At 71.9% G+C, this 15712-nt stretch carries 15 protein-coding genes; 3 read left to right on the top strand and 12 right to left on the bottom strand.

From position 1 onward, the window contains the following. Nucleotides 1-12: 12 nt before the first annotated feature. The 5 genes from ETD83_RS13505 to pgsA all read right to left on the bottom strand — a co-directional run bounded on the left by ETD83_RS13505 (nucleotide 13) and on the right by pgsA (nucleotide 4556). Complete coding sequence (locus ETD83_RS13505) at nucleotides 13-1047, bottom strand: DUF3048 domain-containing protein (protein ID WP_138645456.1); 1035 nt, start codon at nucleotides 1045-1047, stop codon at nucleotides 13-15. A gap of 120 nt (nucleotides 1048-1167) precedes the next feature. Continuing rightward, nucleotides 1168-1710: a LemA family protein gene (locus ETD83_RS13510; RefSeq protein ID WP_138645457.1), complete on the bottom strand. Its 543-nt coding sequence runs from the start codon at nucleotides 1708-1710 to the stop codon at nucleotides 1168-1170. Nucleotides 1711-1720: 10 nt separating this feature from the next. After that, a complete protein-coding gene (locus ETD83_RS13515) occupies nucleotides 1721-2896 on the bottom strand; it encodes a glycosyltransferase family 4 protein (protein WP_138645458.1) in 1176 nt (391 codons plus the stop codon). 50 nt (nucleotides 2897-2946) lie between these two features. Continuing rightward, nucleotides 2947-3873: a phosphatidylinositol mannoside acyltransferase gene (locus ETD83_RS13520; protein ID WP_230420880.1), complete on the bottom strand. Its 927-nt coding sequence runs from the start codon at nucleotides 3871-3873 to the stop codon at nucleotides 2947-2949. Beyond that, nucleotides 3870-4556, bottom strand: coding sequence for a phosphatidylinositol phosphate synthase (gene pgsA, locus ETD83_RS13525; protein WP_138645459.1), 687 nt, complete (start codon nucleotides 4554-4556; stop codon nucleotides 3870-3872). The genes ETD83_RS13520 and pgsA overlap by 4 nt, the downstream gene beginning before the upstream one ends. Nucleotides 4557-4858: 302 nt before the next feature. Here pgsA and ETD83_RS13530 point away from each other — a divergent pair, with 302 nt between their 5' ends. Further along, on the top strand, nucleotides 4859-7024 hold the full coding sequence (locus tag ETD83_RS13530) for an elongation factor G-like protein EF-G2 (RefSeq protein WP_138645460.1): 2166 nt from the start codon (nucleotides 4859-4861) through the stop codon (nucleotides 7022-7024). Nucleotides 7025-7147: 123 nt separating this feature from the next. Next, nucleotides 7148-7981, top strand: coding sequence for a polysaccharide deacetylase family protein (locus ETD83_RS13535; RefSeq protein WP_205717651.1), 834 nt, complete (start codon nucleotides 7148-7150; stop codon nucleotides 7979-7981). A gap of 135 nt (nucleotides 7982-8116) precedes the next feature. Here ETD83_RS13535 and ETD83_RS13540 read toward each other — a convergent pair whose 3' ends face one another. The 3 genes from ETD83_RS13540 to ETD83_RS13550 all read right to left on the bottom strand — a co-directional run bounded on the left by ETD83_RS13540 (nucleotide 8117) and on the right by ETD83_RS13550 (nucleotide 9852). Then, the gene (locus ETD83_RS13540; RefSeq protein WP_171064181.1) at nucleotides 8117-8566 is read right to left on the bottom strand and encodes a peptidase inhibitor family I36 protein; all 450 of its coding nucleotides are present in this window, start codon (nucleotides 8564-8566) and stop codon (nucleotides 8117-8119) included. A gap of 300 nt (nucleotides 8567-8866) precedes the next feature. Continuing rightward, entirely contained in the window at nucleotides 8867-9286 is a 420-nt protein-coding gene (locus ETD83_RS13545; RefSeq protein ID WP_138645462.1) for a thiol-disulfide oxidoreductase DCC family protein, read from the bottom strand. Then, nucleotides 9283-9852 (bottom strand): HIT family protein, encoded by a 570-nt coding sequence (locus ETD83_RS13550; RefSeq protein WP_230420881.1) that lies wholly within the window; start codon nucleotides 9850-9852, stop codon nucleotides 9283-9285. Before ETD83_RS13550 ends, ETD83_RS13545 begins: the two co-directional genes overlap by 4 nt. Before the next feature lie 179 nt (nucleotides 9853-10031). On the opposite strand from ETD83_RS13550, the gene ETD83_RS13555 reads away from it, so the two are divergent. Next, nucleotides 10032-10604, top strand: coding sequence for an Asp23/Gls24 family envelope stress response protein (locus tag ETD83_RS13555; RefSeq protein WP_138645463.1), 573 nt, complete (start codon nucleotides 10032-10034; stop codon nucleotides 10602-10604). Here ETD83_RS13555 and ETD83_RS13560 read toward each other — a convergent pair. The 4 genes from ETD83_RS13560 to ETD83_RS13575 form a co-directional block, all read right to left on the bottom strand. Next, nucleotides 10583-11209 (bottom strand): hypothetical protein, encoded by a 627-nt coding sequence (locus ETD83_RS13560; RefSeq protein ID WP_138645464.1) that lies wholly within the window; start codon nucleotides 11207-11209, stop codon nucleotides 10583-10585. The two genes, ETD83_RS13555 and ETD83_RS13560, sit on opposite strands and share 22 nt — an antisense overlap. A gap of 22 nt (nucleotides 11210-11231) precedes the next feature. After that, entirely contained in the window at nucleotides 11232-13208 is a 1977-nt protein-coding gene (thrS, locus tag ETD83_RS13565) for a threonine--tRNA ligase (protein WP_230420882.1), read from the bottom strand. A gap of 300 nt (nucleotides 13209-13508) precedes the next feature. Then, nucleotides 13509-14972, bottom strand: a complete 1464-nt coding sequence (locus tag ETD83_RS13570) for a sugar porter family MFS transporter (RefSeq protein ID WP_138645466.1) — start codon at nucleotides 14970-14972, stop codon at nucleotides 13509-13511. A 29-nt stretch (nucleotides 14973-15001) separates the two neighbouring features. Further along, complete coding sequence (locus ETD83_RS13575) at nucleotides 15002-15634, bottom strand: class I SAM-dependent methyltransferase (protein ID WP_138645467.1); 633 nt, start codon at nucleotides 15632-15634, stop codon at nucleotides 15002-15004. Nucleotides 15635-15712 lie beyond the last annotated feature (78 nt).

The raw sequence follows: 15712 nt of genomic DNA on the forward strand, positions 1-15712 counted from the left end.
GGTGGAGGGCGCCTACGGGATGTAGGGCTTGCCGTCGTTGACGAGGACCATCCAGACCTGGCCGGGGGCGAAGTTCATCGGCTCGCCGGTCTCGGTGGTGAACGTGGTGCCCTTGTCCTCGGATGTGCGGGACCACTTGGCCTTGTACGCCTTCCCGTCGCGCAGGACGAGCGCCCGTCCGGTGCCGGTGGTGTCGATCAGCGGGGTGTAGCTGCCGAGGAAGTCGTGGAACTTCGACCGGGTGGTCTTGGCGTACTGGACGACGACCGTCTGCCCGCCGAGCCGCCCGCCCTCGGCGGCCCGGCTGGGGCTCGCGCCCCAGCTCGCGAGCCACCGCTTGTGCTTGGCCGACCAGGTGAACCCCATCTTCGCGGACGGCCACCGCGCGGTGAACGACCTGACCGGCTTGCCGCCGGCGGGCGCGTCGCCGAAGCGGAAGCCGACGTCCTGCGGCGGCGTGGCCTTCGGCGCCCGCTTGAGCAGGGCCTTCGGGTCGGCGTAGAGGTTGTACGGGGCGGGCTTGCCGCCGAACCGGTAGTAGGCGCCGCCCGCCTTCTCCTGGGAGACCTCGTAGGCGGGCGACTTGCGGACGTACTTCTTCATCTTGCTCTGGACGCCGGAGAACGCGAAGGCGGGCCGGCCGAACTGCGGCAGGATGTGCAGGTCGGAGATGCGGGCACTGCGGACGGGCCCGACGCGCTTCGGCAGCCTGGACGAGTACACCGCCATCAGCCGCGTCTCGCCGCCCTCGACCTGCTCGACGTACACGATGTCGGCGGCCGACACCCCGCTCTGCGGGAACGCGGGCCGGGTGTTCTCGATCTTGACGGCGAGGACGGGGTTGGTGAGGCCCTTCGTGCCGCCGGTGAACGGGTGCGTCGCGGGCACCGGGGTCTCCGACTCCGCCGGTCCGCCGGTGCTGCGCGGCGGCGGCGCCGATGTGGGGTCGCCGGAGTCAGAGCAGGCCGGCAGGACGGCGCCGGCGGCGAGGACGCCGAGCAGCGCCGCCGTCCTGCGCCGGCCGGTGGTGCCCCAAACGAATCGCACGATGTGCCCCTCCTTCGGACGGTCTGCCAGAGGGTAGCGAACACGGCCGGGTCGGCCCCGTCCCCGGCAGCGGTACGGTTCCGCGGGCCGCAACCGATCAAATCCCGGGCGGCCGGCCGGTCAGATGCCGGGCGGGTCGTCGTCGATCTCGAAGAAGTCCGGGAGCGGGGCGCGGCCGGCGAGCGGCAGGATCCGGATGAGGGGCTTGCGGCGCGCGATCCTGGCCTGGGAGACGGCGTCGTTGTAGAAGCGGCGCGCGTAGGCGACCTTCGCGGCGGACGAGGACAGCTCGTCCAGCACCGCCTCGCCCTCGCCGGCGCCGTGGGCGGTGAGGGTCCCGACGAACTCGGGCTGGTCGACGACGGCGCGCAGCGCCCGGGACAGGTCGCTCTCGGCGAACTCGCGGTTGTCGGCGTCGGCGGTGCGCGCCTCGTGCGCGGCCGTCGCCAGCACGAGGCTGGCGGCGGGGTCGAGCAGCCGGGACGCGGCCAGTTCGAGCGCGGCCGCGGCCCGCCTGACGAGCGCGGCGTCCAGCGCCGCGCGGGCGGTCTCGACGCGGACGTGGAGCCGGTCGAGGCGGGTGGCGCGCCACGACACGTACACGGCGACCAGGAACGCGACGGCGACCCAGAACAGGACGTCGATGATCCAGTCGTAGGACATCCGCGATCACCTACGCGCCGAGGCCGGACTCGACGACGCCCGCGCCGCTGAGGGCGACCGTCTCGTACACCCTGAGCACGTCGCGGGCCACGGCCGACCAGTCGTAGACGCGCACGGCGGCGCGGGCTTCCGCCGACAGCTGCTTGCGCCGGGCCGGGTCGTCGAGAAGGGCGGCGGCGGCGGACGCGAGCGCCTCGTGGTCCCCGACCGGGAACAGCGCCCCGGCGCGCCCGCCGAGCAGCACCCGGTCGAACGCCTCGATGTCGCTGGCCAGGATGGGCGCGCCCGCCGACATGGCCTCCACGAGGACGATGCCGAAGCTCTCGCCGCCGAGGTTCGGCGCGACGAACACGTCCACCGAATGGTAGGCGCGGACCTTGTCCGCCTCGCTGACCATGCCCAGGATGACGACCCGGTCGCGCAGGTCGGGCGAGACGCGCGCCGCGACGTCGTCGGCGTCGCCGGGCCCGGCGAGCAGGAGCCGCAGGTCCGGGCGCCGCCGTCCGAGGATCTCGAAGGCGCGCAGCAGCACGTCCAGGCCCTTGCGCGGTTCGTCCATCCGGCCGAGGAAGCCGAGCGTGCCGCCGTCGCCGTGACCGCGCGGCTCGGCGCCGGCGGCCGGGACGCGGCCGGGCCAGCCGGGGAGCGGGTCCGCCATCGCGTACCGCTCGGTCGCGACGCCGTTCGGGACCAGCACGGCGTCGCCGCCGAGATGGTCGACGAGGCTGGTGCGGGCGGCCTCGGACACCGCGATCCGGCCGGTGATCTTCTCCAGGGCGCTGCCCAGGATCGGCGACATGACCGACAGCGCCCGCGACTTCACGAACGACGCGTGGAAGGTGCCGACGATCGGGCCGTCGGCCGCCCAGCAGGCGAGCAGGCCCAGCGACGGCGCCGCGGGCTCGTGGACGTGCAGGACGTCGAAGCCGCCCTCGTGGATCCAGCGCCTGACGCGTCCGGCCGACAGGAACCCGAACGCCAGCCGGGCGACCGAGCCGTTGTAGGGGACGGGGACCGCGCGACCGGCCGACACCGCGTACGGCGGGAGGCGCGCGTCGTCGTCCGCGGGCGTGATCACCGACACGTCGTGGCCGAGCGCGATCAGCGCCTCGGCGAGGTCGCCGATGTGCTGCTGGACGCCCCCCGGCACATTCCACGTGTACGGGCAGACGATGCCGACCCTCATATCGTGCCGACCCTCATCCCGTGCCGACCTTCATCGCATGCCGACTCTCATCAGGCCCCGTCCGCCAGATCCTCCACCCAGACCTTCTGCAGCATGTGCCAGTCCTCGGGGTGGGCGGCGATGCCCTCCTCGAAGACGTGCGCGAGCTTCTGGGTCATGGCCTGGATCTTCTCCTGCCTGCCGCCCTCGTCCGGTACCCGGATCTCCTCGTGGACGCGCGCCGCCCAGTACTCGCCCTCGTACCAGAGTGTCACGGGTATGAGGGCGGCGCCGGTCTGAAGGGCGAGCGCCGCCGGAACCGCGGGCATCCTGGCGGTGGCGCCGAAGAACTCGACGTCGATGCCGCTCTCGGTCAGGTCGCGGTCGACGACCAGGCACACCGGCCTGCCCGCGCGGAGCCGCTGGGCCATGCGCCCGTACGCGGACGCGCCCCGATGAGCGAGGACCTCCATGCCGAGACCCTCCCGGAACTCGACGAACCGGTCGAAGAGCGACTCGGGACTGAGCCGCTCGGCGACCGTGGTGAAGGGATACCCGCAGTGCACGAGCCATGCGCCCGCGTGCTCGTAGTTGCCCATGTGCGGCAGGGCGAGGACGACGCCGCGGCCGGAGTCGAGGTTGGTGAAGATCTTCTTCTCGCCGGTGATCCGCATCCGGCCGAGGACCCGCGCCCGGTCGTACTCGGGCAGCCGGAACACCTCCAGCCAGTAGCGGAAGTAGGAGCGCAGCACCTTCTTGCTGAGGACGCGGACCTCGTCGTCGACGGCGTCCTTGCCGAGGACGCGGCACAGGTTCTTCTCCAGCTGCCGGACGCCCGCGCCGTAGCGGTGCCAGGTGCGGTCGGCGAGCGCGGTGAACGCGAGCCGGGCCGCGCCCTCGGGCATCTTCCGGACGACCGTCCAGCCGAACGCGTAGGCGGCGTCGGTCACCTCGTCCCGCAGTTCCGCGGCGCGGGCCCGCGGGCGGGCGGCGTTCACGGTCGCGGCTCCGGCGCGGAACCTCTCGCCTGGGCGGCGTCACCGGACTCGGCGGCATCCTCGGAATCGGCGGCGGCCTCGGCCTGGGCGTCCCTCGCCTGGACGTGGACCGTCGCGAACCGCTGCCCGATCGTGATCGTGCTCAGCCCGGCGAGGGCCCACAGCGCGACCGCGAGGATGAAGGGGACGCCGAGCCCGTCGAACCCGGCGGCGACCAGCGCGACGATGAGGCGTTCGGCGCGCTCGGCGATGCCCACGTTGCAGGTGTAGCCGAGCCCCTCGGCGCGGGCCTTGGCGTAGGACACCACCGCCCCGGAGACCAGGCAGTACAGCGCGACCCAGGCGAGCGTCTCCTGCCCGTCCCGGTACAGCCCGATCATCAGCCCGGAGAAGATCGCGGCGTCGGCGACCCGGTCCATCGTGGAGTCCAGGAACGCGCCGAACTTGGAGATCTTGCCGGTGACGCGGGCGACCGCGCCGTCCAGCATGTCGAACAGCACGAACGCGGTGATGACCATCGTGCCCCAGAAGAACTCGCCCCGCGGGAACAGCACGAGCGCGCCCGCGGCGACGCCCAGCGTCCCGACGACGGTGATCGCGTTCGGCGACGGCCCCATCCGCGCGACCGCGTGTCCGACGGGCGTGAGGGCGCGTTCCAGTCCGGGCCTGATCTTGTTGAGCATCGCCGTCCGTTCTGCTGGTCTCGGGGCGCCAATCGTAGTGCGGCGGGCACGCAGCGGTGGTCAGGGCCGGGTTTGGGCCCGCCGCGCCGCGGACAGATCACGGTTGATTGTCCTTCACCCCTTGTGGTCCCGCTCGTCACGGGAAAAGGTGGTGGTACGGGTGTGACGTCGGTCACGCACGTTGGACGAGGTCGGACGCCGCACTCGGACGTCAGGGCCGGGCCCCGCGCGGGCCGGGCCCCAACCGCACGCGGTCCCTGCACGTGAGCGACACGCGCGGAGACCCCTCCGAGGAGGTAGTCATGGCGGACAAGGGAGGCCACCCGGGAGCCCCCGGCAGGGCACCGGAGGCCGGCGGGTGCGACAAGGTGCGCAATGTCGCGCTGGTCGGCCATTCCGGGGCCGGGAAGACGACGCTCGTGGAGGCGCTGCTCGCCGCCGCGGGCACGCTGCAGCGGGCGGGCAAGGTCGAGGACGGCACCACCGTCAGCGACTTCGACGAGGTCGAGGTGCGCCAGCAGCGCTCGGTGAACCTCGCGCTCGCCCCGTTCGAGCACGGCGGCATCAAGATCAATCTCATCGACACCCCCGGCTACGCCGACTTCACCGGCGACCTGCGGGCCGGGCTGCGCGCCGCCGACGCCGCCCTGTTCGTGATCTCGGCGGTGGACGGCATCGACGGCGTCACCCGGATGCTGTGGGAGGAGTGCGCCGCGGTGGGGATGCCCCGCGCGGTCGTCGTCACCAAGGTCGACCAGCAGCGCGGCGACTTCGACGACGTGGTCATGGCCTGCCAGGACGTCTTCGGCGAGGGTGTCGCGCCGCTGTACTTCCCGGTCAGCGACGGGGACGCGCTGAAGGGCCTCATCGGGCTCCTGACGCAGCGGTGCCTCGACTACTCCACCGGGCTGCGCACCGACTGCGATCCCGACCCGGAGTACCTGGACCAGATCGAAGAGCAGCGCGCGTCGCTGATCGAGGGGATCATCCAGGAGAGCGAGGACGAGTCCCTCATGGACCGGTACCTCTCCGGTGAGGAGCTCGACGTCAAAGCGCTCATCGAGGACCTGGAGACCGCGGTGGCGCGCGGCAGCTTCTATCCCGTCCTCGCGACGTCGGTACCGCACGGCGACCATCCGGGGCCGGTCGTCGGCATGCTGGAACTGCTGGAGGTCATCACCCAGGCGTTCCCGTCCCCCCTCGAACACGGCATTCCGTCCGTGACCCCGGTGAAGGGCGGGCCGCCGAAGGACGTCACCTGCGACCCGGACGGGCCGCTGATCGCCGAGGTGATCAAGACCACGTCCGACCCGTACGTCGGGCGGATCTCGCTGGTCCGGGTGTTCTCCGGGACGCTGCGCCCCGACACGACCGTGCACGTGTCCGGGCACGGCATGGAGGACCGCGGCCACGAGGACCACGACGTCGACGAGCGCGTCGGCGCGCTCACGTCCCCGCTCGGCAAGGCGCAGCGGACGGTGTCGTCCTGCATCGCGGGCGACATCTGCGCGGTCGCGAAGCTCACCCGCGCCGAGTCGGGCGACACCCTGTCCGACCCCGGCTCCCCCATGGTCATGGCCCCCTGGACGATGCCCGACCCGCTGCTCCCGGTGGCGATCCGGGCGAAGTCCAAGGCCGACGAGGACAAGCTCAGCCAGGCGCTCGGCCGGCTCGTCGCCGAGGATCCCACGCTGCGGCTGGAGAACAACTCCGAGACGCGGCAGCTCGTGCTGTGGTGCATGGGCGAGGCCCACGCCGACGTGCTGATCGACCGGCTCAGGTCCCGGTACGGCGTCGAGGTCGAGCGGGTCGGCCTGCGCGTCCCGCTGCGGGAGACGTTCGGCGGGTCCGCCAAGGGCCTCGGCCGGCACGTCAAGCAGAGCGGCGGGCACGGCCAGTACGGCATCTGCCACATCGAGGTGGAGCCGCTGCCGTCCGGCGGGGGCTTCGAGTTCGTCGACAAGATCGTCGGCGGGGTGATCCCCCGGCAGTTCATCCCGTCGGTCGAGAAGGGCGTCCGGCAGCAGATGACGCGCGGCGTGTCCGCGGGGTATCCGCTGGTGGACATCAAGGTCACCCTGCGCGACGGCAAGGCCCACTCGGTCGACTCGTCGGACATGGCGTTCCAGGCGGCCGGGGCGCTCGGGCTCAAGGACGCGGCGAGCCAGGTGCCGATCCTGCTGCTGGAGCCGGTCGACGAGGTGGACGTGCTCATCGCCGACGAGTACGTGGGCCCGATCATGTCCGATCTGTCGTCGCGGCGCGGCCGGGTCCTCGGCTCCCAGGCGGTGCCCGGCGGCCGCACGATGATCAAGGCCGAGGTGCCGCAGCTGGAGATCGTCCGGTACGCGATCGACCTGCGGTCGATGTCGCAGGGCACCGGCACCTTCAGCCGGACGTTCCTGCGCTACGAGCCGCTCCCGTCGCATCTGGCGGAGAAGGTCGCCGAAGAGTCCAAGGACGGCTGACCCGCCTGCGGGATGCTCCGGTACGAGGATTCCTCGTACCGGAGCATCATCCCCAAGGTTGATCGAGGTTCGGCCCGAAGGGTGAGGCCGAGCCGTATACGGCCATGGGACTCTCGTTTCGAGATGAGAAAATCGGGGGAACGAGAATCGGTGGCCCGGCCCATGCGCCGCAAGGTCATCAAGGGGCTGGGCTTCGCCGCGACCGGGCTCGCGCTCGGTTCCGGGATCAGCGCCGCGGCGCCGCGGCGGGATGTCAAGGCCTCGGCGACCGCCGTCCCGGACGCCGCGCCCTGGAGGCCCTCGGCCACCCACGGGCACGTCGAGGTGACCTGGTCCGTCGACACCTCGCAGAAGCTGGTGGCGCTGACGTTCGATGACGGCCCCATGCCGAAGTGGACGCCGATGGTGCTCGACGTCCTCGACGCCGAGCGTGTCAAGGCGACGTTCTTCATGGTGGGCGAGCGGCTGGTCCGCAACGCGCGGCTGGTGCACGGGCGGATGGACCGCCACGAGGCCGGAAACCACACCTGGGGGCACGCCGACCTGGCGCAGCTCTCCCATCAGGACGTCTGCCGGCAGATTCACCGGGCGCACGCGGCCATCGCGACGATCACCGGCAGGGAACCCCTGCACCTGCGGCCCCCGTACGGCCGGCTGGGCGGCGCGACGCTGAGCGCCGCCGGGCAGCTCGGCTACGACATCACCATCTGGTCGATCAAGATGCTGGAGAAGACGTACCGGCACGACCCGCCGCGGCTGGTCGACTACATCGTCGAGAACACCACACCCGGCACCATCGTGCTCGCCCACGACACCGGCGAGCCCGACCGCCTGGTCGCGCTGCGGAACCTCGTCCCCATGATCCGGGGGCTGCGCGCGGAGGGGTTCGAGTTCGTCACCGTCTCCGAGCTGATGGCGGCGTCCGCACCGCTCGTGACGCGGCCGATCACCCCGTGATCCCGGCGCCCGCGCGGGATGCCGCCGGTACGGGCACGGGCCCGTACCGGCGGCGATCCTCCGTGCGGATCTGGATCAGGTCACCACCGCGGCGCCTTCCGGACCGGGCGAGGACCGGCGCGCCGCGTTGTCAGCTCAGCTGCCGCAGGGCTTGCCGAGCTTGTAGGAGCTGATCTTGTCGTTGATGCTGTAACTGCGCAGGTCCGCGATCTTGTTGCGGGGCCGGAGCGCCCAGCGTCCGACGCAGACCTTGCGGCCCTTGTAGTTCTTGCTCTCGTAGAAGCGGACCGTTTTCGCGGCGTTGTTGATGACCGAGCTGGCCTTGTCATTGGCCGCGTTGCCGATGTACGACTTGTTGCGGTCACCGCGCCACGACCATAACGTGCCGCGGTAATTGGTGTTCCGGTACAGGCACACCCAGCCCTTGGGGCATGCCACCTGCACGTTCTGGTTCGCCGGAACGATCACACGCACCGTGGCGGATTCGTAGGAGGTCGCCTGGGCGTTGGCCACTCCACCGGGGACCAACGGGGTGAGGACCGCGGTGGCGGCCATCGTGGACAGCACCAGTCTGGACTTGCGCATATCTCTCCTCATGAGGAGCAGGGATGTGCGATCCAATCGGCTGGCGGGGTCGTCCGAGAGATTTTCGTAGGCGGACGTCGATCGCAGACTCAGTTTGATCGGTCGGCGCGGAAAAGATCAATGGGCATATCGCGATCACCCTGACACCGACCGTGACTCATGACAGAGCGTGTCAGCTTTCCGTTATGTCCGCGCTGATCGGAATGATCTCTGACACATATAGTTATGGCTGTAGGAAACTCAGTCAGAAGGCGTCCTAATGTGGCCATGCGCCTATTTCCGGCCGGTGGGTCATGGTCGTCACCGGGGCGGGCGGGAGCCGCCGGGACGTTCGGCCGCCGGGAGGCTGCAGGCCGCCGTCCCGCCCGGCATGCGGTGCCGGTTGGTCGCGACGAGCCGGTAGACGGCGCGCGCCGCCCAGCTCACCGGCGCGACCCGCATGACGACGCCGACCGCCCGCCAGGCCCCGCCGGCGTCGGTGAGCAGCCGTCCGACCGCGTCCGCGCCGCCGCTGACCCGGCCCAGCCGGTCGACCCACAGCACCTCGTGCTCGGCCCGCTCGACCGTCGTACCGAGATCCTCCAGATCGGCGAACTGGAACGGGACGAACTCCGCCCGGACGGGCACGTGACGCTCCAGGAACCGCGCCGAGGACGTGCAGAAGCCGCAGTCGCCGTCGTACACCAGCACCGGACGATCACGCCGCCTCAGCGGGCTCATGAGGCGGGCCAGGCGTCGGCGAGCATCTGCCGGGTGTCGCGCAGCAGCTGCGGCAGCACCTTGGTGTGCCCGACGACCGGCATGAAGTTGGTGTCGCCGCCCCAGCGCGGGACGACGTGCTGGTGCAGGTGCGCCGCGATCCCCGCGCCCGCGACGAGCCCCAGGTTCATGCCGACGTTGAAGCCCTGCGCGCCGCTGGCCTTGCGCAGCGCGGTGAGGGAGTGCCGCGTGAACACGGCCAGCTCCGTGTACTCCGCCTCGTCGAGGTCGGCGTAGTCGGCGACGTGCCGGTACGGAACGACCATGAGGTGCCCGGAGTTGTACGGGTAGAGGTTCAGCACCGTGTACACCGACGCGCCGCGGGCGACGACGAGACCGTCCTCGTCGGGCATCTTCGGGATCTCGCAGAACGGGCAGCCGTCGCCCGAGCCCGCACCCGTGGGCTTGTTCTCGCCCTTGATGTAGGCCATCCGGTGCGGGGTCCACAGCCGCTGGAACTGGTCGGGCTCGCCCGCGCCGCCCCTCTCCTCCTCGAAGCGGGGCCCAGGCTGGTTCTCTGCGCTCAAGGCGGCGGTCTCCTTTTGTTCACGGCCTGACCAGCAGCATAGAGAGAGCCGCCCGGGATGCTGTAGCCGGGATCCCCGGCGGGCCCGCGCGAAGGACGCGCCCGCGATCACACCCGTGCGTGACGTCCCACGGGTCCCTCCGCCACCATGGTCACTCCACCGACCCCCAGGGAGCGATCATGACCGGGCTCGACAAGGGCTCCGCCGGAAGCGGCGAGCCGAGACCGGAGCCCGGTGCCGGGCCGTTCTTCCCCGGGCCCGCCGCGCGGCGGGGGCCCGTGCCGCCGCCGCGGGGGCCGCTCGCCGCGCCGACGTCCGCGGTGTCCTCGGGCGCGAACGTGCTGCCGATGACGCTGCAGGGCACGCCCGGCGACATCACCACCGCGGTGGACGGCCGCATCACGATCGAGAACGGGGTCATCGGGAAGATCGCCGCGCTGGCCGCGCTGGAGGTCGGCGGGGTCGCCGCCCTCGTCCCCCGTCCGGGCACTCCGGGCCCAGGCGCGCAGGGCCCGGACGCGGAGCGGGCGCGGGCGGGCGTGCGGGTCGACTTCGACGAGCACGCGGACGAGGTCGCCCTCGACGTCGCCATCGCGGTCGAGTACGGCACCGTCATCAAGGACGTGGCCAGGCTGGTGAAGGCGAACGTGGCGCGGGTCGCGGGCCTGATGCTGGGGATGCGGATCGCCGCGGTGAACGTGTCCGTGGAGGACGTCCGCATGCCCGGCGATCAGGCCGCCACGCGGGCGTAGCACGTCTGCATGGCGACCCCGACCGACACCGTGGTGACCTTGACCCGCTGGACGAGCCCCGGCGGGACGCCCCTGAAGTGGAACGTGTGCGGCCCGCCGCCCTTGACGGTGGTCTGCTGCGACGCGGAGCGCCCTCCGTCCAGGGACATCTCGGCCCGCAGCGCCCCGCTGGACGACACGGTGATCACAACGTCGACCCCGTCGCGGACCGCCCGGTAGTACGCCGTCCCCCGCGGGCACCACGACAGCTCGGCCGGCCCGTTCTGCTCGGGGATCTCGGGCCCGCCGCCCGCCCCGCCGGGATAGGTCTCCCCCTGGCCGTTCTGCTGCGGCGTGGGCCGGGTCGGGGACCCGGGGCCGGTGCCGCCGGGGGCGCCCGCCTGCCCGCCGGTCGGCGCGGCGGACGGGCTCGCCGGGCCCCGGGCGCCGGTGGCCCCGGCACCGGTCCGGTCGTCCAGCAGCGGCATGAGGAGCACCGCGACGGCGGCGGCGGCCAGCAGCACGGCACCGCCGTAGCCGCCGATCCGGTACCAGACCGGCCGGGGCCGCCGCACCGGCCGGTTCCGCCGCGCCGGGCGCCTGCCCTTCATCAGCCGTCTGCTCAAACCCGGGGCCTCCAGCCGCCCGTCAGATCTGCACGCGGGCCTCGACCGCCTTGACGATCTCGTCGGCCGCCTCGGCGATCGGGACCCCGTTCCTCTGCTCGCCGTTGCGGTACCGGAACGACACGGCGTCCTTGGCCACGTCGTCGTCGCCCGCCAGCAGCATGTACGGGATCTTCTGCTTCTGCGCGTTGCGGATCTTCTTCTGCATCCGGTCGGACGAGGCGTCGACCTCGAACCTGATCCCCCGGTCGCGCAGCGCGTCGGCGACCTTCTCCAGGTGCGGGACGTGGGCGTCGCCGATCGGGATGCCGACGGCCTGCACCGGCGCCAGCCACGGCGGCATCGCGCCCGCGTAGTGCTCGAGCAGCACGCCGAAGAACCGCTCGATCGACCCGAACAACGCCCGGTGGATCATGACGGGCTGCTGCCGGGTGCCGTCCGCCGCCTGGTACTCCAGGCCGAACCGCTTGGGCTGGTTGAAGTCGACCTGGATGGTGGACAGCTGCCAGGTGCGGCCGATGGCGTCCTTGGCCTGGACGGAGATCTTCGGCCCGTAGAACGCGGCGCCGCCCGGGTCGTCGACCAGGTCCAGGCCGGACTCCTCGGCCGACTCGCGCAGCGCGGCGGTGGCCTCCAGCCATTCGGCGTCGGAGCCGATGAACTTCTCGGAGTCGTCCTTGGTGGACAGCTCCAGGTAGAACTCGTTCAGCCCGTAGTCGCGGAGCAGGTCGAGCACGAAGGCGAGCAGCTTCTTGATCTCGTCGACCATCTGCCCGCGGGTGCAGTAGATGTGCGCGTCGTCCTGGGTCATGCCGCGGACGCGGGTGAGGCCGTGCACGACGCCGGACTTCTCGAACCGGTACACCGACCCGAACTCGAACAGCCGCAGCGGCAGCTCCCGGTAGGACCGCCCGCGCGCCCTGAAGATCAGGTTGTGCATCGGGCAGTTCATCGGCTTGAGGTAGTAGTCGCCGCCGTCGACCTCCATGGGCGGGAACATGTCGTCCTTGTACCAGCCGAGGTGCCCGGAGGTCTCGAACAGGTCGCCCTTGGTGATGTGCGGGGTGTTGACGAACTCGTAGCCGCTCTCCTCGTGCCGCCTGCGGGAGTAGTCCTCCATGACGCGGCGGACGACGCCGCCCTTCGGGTGGAAGACGGCGAGGCCGCTGCCGATCTCGTTCGGGAAGGAGAACAGGTCGAGCTCGGCGCCGAGCCTGCGGTGGTCGCGCTTCTCGGCCTCCTCCAGGAACCTCAGGTACTCGTCCTGCTTCTCCCTGGACTCCCAGGCGGTGCCGTAGATCCGCTGGAGCTGCGGGTTCTTCTCGCTGCCGCGCCAGTAGGCGCCGCCGGTCCGCATCAGCTTGAACGCGGGGATGACCCGGGTGGACGGCAGGTGCGGGCCGCGGCACAGGTCCTTCCAGCGCAGCTCGCCGGACTTGGCGTCGAGGTTGTCGTAGATGGTCAGCTCGCCGCCGCCGACCTCGACGCTCGCGCCCTCGGCCGCGTCCTCGGCGCTTCCCGCGCCCTTCAGGCCGATGAGCTCCAGCTTGTAGGGCTCGGCGGCGAGCTCGGCGCGGGCGTCGTCGTCGGAGACGGGGCGGCGGGAGAACCGCTGCCCCTGCTTGACGATCTCGCGCATCCGCTTCTCGACGCGCTTGAGGTCGTCGGGGGTGAAGGGCTCGGCGACGTCGAAGTCGTAGTAGAAGCCGTTCTCCACGGGCGGCCCGATGCCGAGCTTCGCCTCGGGGAACAGCTCCTGGACGGCCTGCGCCATGACGTGCGCGGCGGAGTGCCGCATGATCGCCCGGCCGTCGGCGGAGCCGATCTCGACGGGCTCGACCGCGTCGCCGTCGTGCAGCCCGGCCGCGAGGTCGCGCAGCCCGCCGTTGACCCGGGCCGCGATCACGGTGCGGCCGTCGGCGTCCAGCGCCTGGCCCGCGGTGGTGCCCGCCGGCACCGCCCGCTCGCCGCCGTCGAGGGTGATGCGCAGCTCGGACACGGATTCTCCTCGTGGTGATGGGCCGGGATCAGCGGGTTCCGATGGTATCGACTCGGGGTGGGCCCCGGACGCATCCGGTTTCATCTCTGGCGCTCCTCTCGTCGTGGAGGGCCCGCGGCGATCCCGGTCCGCGGCCTGAACGCGAAAGGCCCCGGGATCGCTCCCGGGGCCCCACCGCGTGCAATGTCAGGACATGCCGCCGTCGCGCCGGGAGTGACCCGGCGTCGTCGTCTCGAACACGTGCGGCATGCCTCCAGACTAACCGATGGGACGAACCGGGCGCACGGGGGTAAAGCAGGCTCAGGCGCGGGTTCCGGGGGTGGTGAGCTTGTCCATGTCCTCCAGCTCGCGTCCCTTGGTCTCGGGAACGGCGCGGATCACGAACACGAACGCCAAGACGGAGGCCGCCGTGTAGATCCCGTACGCCAGGCCGAGCGAGAACCCGGAGATGCCGGGGAACGTGGTGGTGATCACCCAGTTGGCGAGCCACTGCGCCGACGCGGCGACGGCGAGGGCGGACGCCCGGATGAAGTTGTTGAACATCTCGCCCAGCATCACCCAGACCACCGGGCCCCACGTCGCGGCGAACGAGGCGACGAACACGTTGGCGGCGACCAGCGCGACCGGCCCGGCGAGGTCGCCGAGGCGCGGCTCGCCGCCCACGACGGGCGCGGTGGCGAAGCAGACCGTCAGCAGGCCGAGGGAGACCGCCATGCCGGCGGCGCCGCCGAGCAGCAGCGGCCGCCGCCCGACCCGGTCGACGAGCGCGATCGCGACCAGCGTGAACAGGACGTTGACCAGCGAGTTGATCACCGAGGTGAGCATCGCGTCGTCCTCGGAGAACCCGACGGCCTGCCACAGCGAGGACGAGTAGTAGAAGATCACGTTGATGCCGACGAACTGCTGGAACACCGACAGCAGGATGCCGACCCAGACGATCGGCAGCAGTCCGAGCCGCGGGCCGCGCAGGTCGCGCAGGTGGACGGGCCGGTCGCTGGCGATCGACCGGACGATGTCGCCGATCTTGGCGTCCACGTCGCCGTGCCCCATCACGCGGGCGAGGACCTGCCGGGCGCGGGCCATCTCGTGCTTCTTCACCAGGTACCGGGGCGACTCGGGGATCATCGTGGCGATGATCCCCCACAGCACAGCCGGGGCCATGGCGCTGGCGAACATCCACCGCCACGCGCCGCCGCCCCAGGGGAACGTTCCAGTCGCGCCGCCGTCGGACACCTGGGCGATGACGTAGTCGACCACGAGCGCGGCGAAGATGCCGAGGACGATCGCCATCTGCTGGAGCGACCCGAGGCGCCCGCGCAGCTCGGCGGGCGCGATCTCGGCGATGTAGGCGGGCGCGATGACGGACGCGGCGCCGATCGCGACCCCGCCGACCAGCCGCCAGAACGTCAGGTCGACCGGGTTGAACGCCAGCGCCGAGCCGAGCGAGCTGAGCACGAACAGCAGCGCGGCGAGGTGCATCACCCGCACCCGGCCGACCCGGTCGCTGAGCGGCCCGGCGAACCAGGCGCCCGCGGCGCAGCCGAGCAGCGCGGCCGACACGACGAACCCGACGGCGAAGCCGCCGAGGCCGAACGTCTCCTTGAGCGCGTCGACCGTCCCGTTGATGACCGAGGAGTCGTAGCCGAACAGGAACCCGCCGAGGGCGGCCGCGCCCGCGAGGAGCACGGCGGTGGCGACGGAGTGGGACGGCCCGTCCGGCCGCCGGTCCGCGGCGGGCCTCGGTTCGCTGTCCGGTGTGGTCATGGGGCCTGATCTTCCCCGGGAGGCGGGCCTTAGTCGCGGACGGCGACCCCGATGACGTGCGGCGAGGCCGGGTTAGCCCGGGCGGACGCCGGGAACTCGAAGTGCCGCTCCTCCCGGACGGTGAACCCGGAGCGGCGGATCAGCTCGTCCGTCGGGCGGGTCACGTGGCAGCCGGCGGAGAGGAACGGCCACACCAGGTCGGCGTAACGCTGGAACCGCACCTTCCGCGGCGTGCGGCCCCGGACGTGCTCGTAGTAGCGCAGCTCGCCGTCCGGCTTGAGGGCGCGCCGCAGCTCGGCGAGCGCGCGGATCGGGTCGCGCACCGAGCACAGCACGAGGGACGCCACGGCCACGTCGAAGGAGGCGTCGTCCACGTCGAGGTCCTCGGCGAGGCCGGGCCGGACGGTGACGCGGACGGGCGCGACGGCGGCGGCGCGGGCGGCCTTCGCGCGCAGCCGCGGCTCGGGCTCGACGGCGACGACCTCGCTGACCTCGGGCGGGTAGTGCGCGAAGTTGGCCCCGTACCCGGCGCCCACCTCCAGCACGCGGCCGGACGCCCCCGCGAGCAGCTCGGCGCGGTGCGCGGCGCCGCCCGCCTTGGCGCACCCGGCGTCCAGGCGCGGGTAGAGCCGGGCGAAGATCGGATGGCTCAGGTCGCTCATTCCCGCAGTCTCCGTCGCCTTGGCGATCACCGCAAGATCACCTGCGGTGGGCGGCGGCGCCCGCGCGGCGGGCTGATA

This window comes from Actinomadura soli, assembly GCF_005889715.1.
GTDB lineage: Bacteria > Actinomycetota > Actinomycetes > Streptosporangiales > Streptosporangiaceae > Spirillospora > Spirillospora soli.